Source organism: Dyella sp. (assembly GCF_036568765.1).
Taxonomy (GTDB): Bacteria; Pseudomonadota; Gammaproteobacteria; order Xanthomonadales; family Rhodanobacteraceae; genus GSA-30.
The window spans coordinates 1-4,287 of record NZ_DATCRY010000262.1; the positions used below are offsets into that span (position 1 = coordinate 1).

The 4,287-nt window shown below is 58.8% G+C and carries 3 protein-coding genes; all 3 read left to right on the forward strand.

Annotated features, from left to right (window positions below; all coding sequences use genetic code 11):
- Window positions 1-149: 149 nt before the first annotated feature.
- The 3 genes from VIM98_RS17165 (at window position 150) to VIM98_RS17175 (ending at window position 4,079) form a co-directional block, all read left to right on the forward strand.
- Window positions 150-1,481 (forward strand): SDR family oxidoreductase, encoded by a 1,332-nt coding sequence (locus VIM98_RS17165; RefSeq protein ID WP_331994333.1) that lies wholly within the window; start codon window positions 150-152, stop codon window positions 1,479-1,481.
- Window positions 1,482-1,492: 11 nt separating this feature from the next.
- Window positions 1,493-1,936, forward strand: coding sequence for a DUF2269 domain-containing protein (locus tag VIM98_RS17170; RefSeq protein ID WP_331994335.1), 444 nt, complete (start codon window positions 1,493-1,495; stop codon window positions 1,934-1,936).
- 250 nt (window positions 1,937-2,186) lie between these two features.
- Entirely contained in the window at window positions 2,187-4,079 is a 1,893-nt protein-coding gene (locus VIM98_RS17175; RefSeq protein WP_331994334.1) for a hypothetical protein, read from the forward strand.
- Window positions 4,080-4,287 lie beyond the last annotated feature (208 nt).

Below are 4,287 nucleotides of genomic sequence, written 5' to 3' on the forward strand. Positions count from 1 at the left end.
AGATAATCATGGACGTCGCCCGATGCGAGGTAACCCGAAAGAGTCTTCAATCTACCCGGAATGGGCATCGTCACGCCACTTGATTCGCGCCCGCCGCCGATATGGATGACAATAACCGGGCCAATCCCGGTGAGATACGGAGTCTGGCCATGCCTTCAAACCTGGGCGTCATGCCCTGCGCTTCCGCGCACGTAGGTACGCGGCGGCGCATCCTGGTCACCGGTGCATCCGGCCTGATCGGCCACGCGCTGTGCGAGGCGCTGCATCGGCAGGGATTCGATGTCATACATGTACAGCGAAGCAGACACGCCGACATGGCAGATCGACGTGTTCATTCGATGGATTTTGCGCGTGCGACGCACCCCGCCGACTGGCTGCCACTGGTCCATGGGGTGGACGCCGTAGTCAATGCAGCCGGCATCTTCAACGAACACGGGAGCACCAGCTTCGAAGCTGTACACACAGGTACGCCCTTGGCGTTGTTTCAAGCCAGTGTCCAAGCTGGGGTCCGGCGTATCGTGCAGATATCCGCATGGGGCGCCACGCCCGATGCGCCTACAACCTTCCTGCGCACGAAATGGGCAGCCGACGAAGGGCTGCTGCGCATGTCACCGGACGGCATCGTCGTGCTCCCCTCTCTGGTGTTCGGACGGAACGGCGCTAGTACCAGGGCGTTGATCGCCATGGCCGCCTCGCCGTGGTTGCCGCTTCCCGAGGGCGGCACGCAACTCGTCCAGCCGATACATGTGAACGACCTGGTGGCGCTGCTTCTGCGCGTCCTAACGGCCGATGCGGCCGATCTCCCGCGTCGCATTCCTGCGGTGGGGACTCGCCCAGTGCAGCTGCGCGACTATCTTCGTACCCTGCGCAAGAGCGTGTTCGACCGACCCCTACGCACATCCACACTGCCACCCCGCCTGCTGAAGCTCTGCGGCCGGTTGAGCCGAAACCCATGGCTGGACCAGAACGCACAGGACATGCTTGCACAAGCCAGGCCCGCCGACGGCAGCGTCATGCAGCGGCTGCTTGGCTATCCTCAGCGTCCTCCCGAGCAATTCGTCGCGCCCGAAGACGTGGCGGACCTCCGCTCACGCGCATCGTGGACGTGGATGGAGCCCGTGGCACGTTGGTCGCTTGTGCTGCTATGGATCGCAACGGGATGCCTATCGCTGGGCATTTATCCCATTGGCAACAGTGTGGCGCTTGTGGAGCGGCTTGGCTTCAGCGCCCCGATGGCGCTCGGCTGTGTTTACGCCGGCGGTGTCCTTGACGTGGCTCTTGGCGCGGCGCTCCTCTTGCGGCGCACCCGCCGCCTGGCCTATGTTCTTCAGCTTGCAGCGATGGCTGGCTACACTGTATTGGCTTCGATTGCCGCACCTGGCGACTGGTTGTACCCGTTCGCGCCTCTGCTGAAGAACATTCCCATAGCCGCATTGACCCTGCTGCTCCTGACGCGGGAACCACGACCATCGACTACCTGATTACTAAATGGCTGCACGTACTGTCGTCGACGCTGCTGTTCGGCACCGGTATCGGCAGCGCATTCTATCTACTGACTACCACCCTCACCCGAGATGTCCGGGCCATTGCCACGGTGGCACGCATGGTCGTCATTGCCGACTGGCTGTTTACCGCCACAACGGTGGTTTTCCAGCCATTGAGCGGTCTCTACATGCTTCATCTCAGCCATCTTCCGCTATCCGCGCCGTGGCTGACGTGGTCGGTCTGGCTTTATGCCATCGCGGTGGCGTGCTGGATCCCAGTTGTCTGGATACAGATAAGGCTGCGTGATTTAGCTATCGCGTCAGCGGAAAAGGGAGTATCGCTTCCGGCCGCATATTGGCGCTACTTCTATGTATGGATCGCTCTGGGTATACCGGCGTTTTTTGGATTTATTGCCGTATTTTATTTGATGGTGGTCAAGCTGACGCCATAGCTTGTTGCGCACGAGACATTGCGGCGCGCCCCTCACGCAAAAAGTGGGACACGTTATTCGACACGCCTCGAAATTGCTGTAATCAAACTTTTATTTCATCGCCCTATGCAATGACATGGCGCAATGAATATAGTTATGGATCGCTCGATGCATCGCCCCGGCAGCGACGTGTGACAGTCAGCGTTTCAATAGCCGCGTTTTATTCCGATTATCACGCCCACTCACTGCAGTCCCCTAGATGGAGAGACGCATGACCACGCCTTCCCTCAATGCCTCCGTATTCGCGACCCCGCCCCTGACGATCGATCAGCTATACAGGCCCGCCAACACGCCGGGCAATGTCGGCTTGTGCCTTTCCGGTGGGGGTACGCGTGCCTGCTGTGCCGGCATGGGGCAGCTTCGCGCGCTGGCGATGTTGCAAGCCAACGGCAACAGCCTGCTAGGACAGATCAAGGCGATGTCGACTGTCTCGGGTGGATCGTGGCTCGGCGTGCCATATCAATACATGCCTGCGGCCGGGCCGAAGGATGCGGCTTATCTGGGTGCCTACGATGCCGATCAAGGCACCCTCACGGTGCAGGATCTGCAAACCCTGCCCGAAGGCAATGCCGGCATTCCCATGACTTCTTTCTTGTTCTCGCTGGAAGGCATCGCCGGCACGGCGTTATTGCTCTACGAGACCTTTTTGAAGCTGACACCCAGCCAGCCACTTCCGGCCAACATGCTGTGGCAGATGGTCATGAGCCTGAACATCCTCGACTCCTATGGCCTTCTTCAAATGAATCTCGACGGCGGACAGCCCAAAGATACTTTCTCGGCTACTGCCGCTTCGCTCAAAGCCATCACCGATGCGAACGGCAGCTTGGCGATGGAAACGGCCTACCTGTTTGCCGATCAGGTCGATACATCGCGCACGCAACGACCATTGCATTTGTGCAATATGAGCATGCTCGTCAAGGCCAAGGATATTCCGTTCGATATGTTGGTGCCGGTACAAGCCAATGGGCTGATGACCGGTATCGTGGGGGCACCGGCCAATGCCACCGATGCGAATAGTCAAAAAGTGGGCGGCGGCGGCGTGCAGTCGTTTGCCTACAATTCTTCGTTCGTGTCGCAATCGGGCGACACCGCAGAAGTGACACAGACGCGACAGTGGTCGCTCACCGATATCATGGGCACCAGCAGTGCCGCCTTCGCGGAAAAGGTGAAGAATCAGCTCAAGCAATGGGAGCAGTTCCCTCATGAGTTCAAGCTGTGGCTCAAGGAAAAGGAGGCCGAGATCATCGATTGGATCAAGCATCACCTTCCCTTCGAGCTGCACGACACGACGCTGACGCTTGTCGCGCGCCACTCGCTCGATGCCCCTGCCTTCGCGACTGCTATTTCCTTCCCGGATATCCAAACCCTGGTGCCGGCCTATCCGTCATGGTCCGTTGCCGCGCCCGCGCCCAATGCGAACGCAAACAACTTCGCTGACGGTGGCAGCCTCGAGAACACCGGCCTTGCCAGCCTGCTTGCTTTTACCGACATCGATAGCGCCATTGTCTGCGTCAACTCGGATACGCCGCTGGCGATCGGCAAGCATGGTATTTCGGACGGAAAAGGCGGATGGATTGCCGGCACGAATATCATTGTCGATGAGGCCATCCCGCCGCTGTTTGGCTACCAGCCCTATCATCCGAGTCATGGCTACCGACCGTATTCGGCCGGTAACGCCAGCCAGGAAGATCAGATCTATGCTTACAACCAGGTCTTCGCCAGCAGCGAATTTACCGCGCTCCTGACAGGTTTGTGGGAAGCTGCGAAGAAGGACGGCGCACCATCGACGCAACCGGCGATTTTATCGCAGCCATTGATCGTGCAAGCCAATGCCTGGTTCGGCGTACCCGCCGGCAGCACGCCGATGACCATCGTGTGGGTCTATCTTAACTATGCAAGCGACTGGACCGCTCTGTTCGCAAACAATCAGCCAGTCAAGCAGATCGTCGCTGACGAAGTGGCGAAGCATAAGTTCCCGCACTACAACACCCTCGCGACGCACTTGACGGCGACGCAGATCAATCTGCTCGCACATCTTTCATCGTGGTCGATGGTGAGTGCGGATCAGGACAGCCAGGTGTTCTCGAATTTGTTCAAGGCTTAGCGTGAACGACAAGGCGATGGAACTATTGGCGAGATCGAAGGAACTGGCCAACGAAGGTGCGGCTATCGGGAACCTCTAAGAACTGGCTCTTCTGTGGGAGCGACTTTCGTCGCGACGATCGTGCCTTATCGCAAGTCCTTGTCGCGACTGAAGTCGCTCCCACAACGATAGGATCCGTTTTCGCTGTGTCCAAGTCATTGACAGGTTT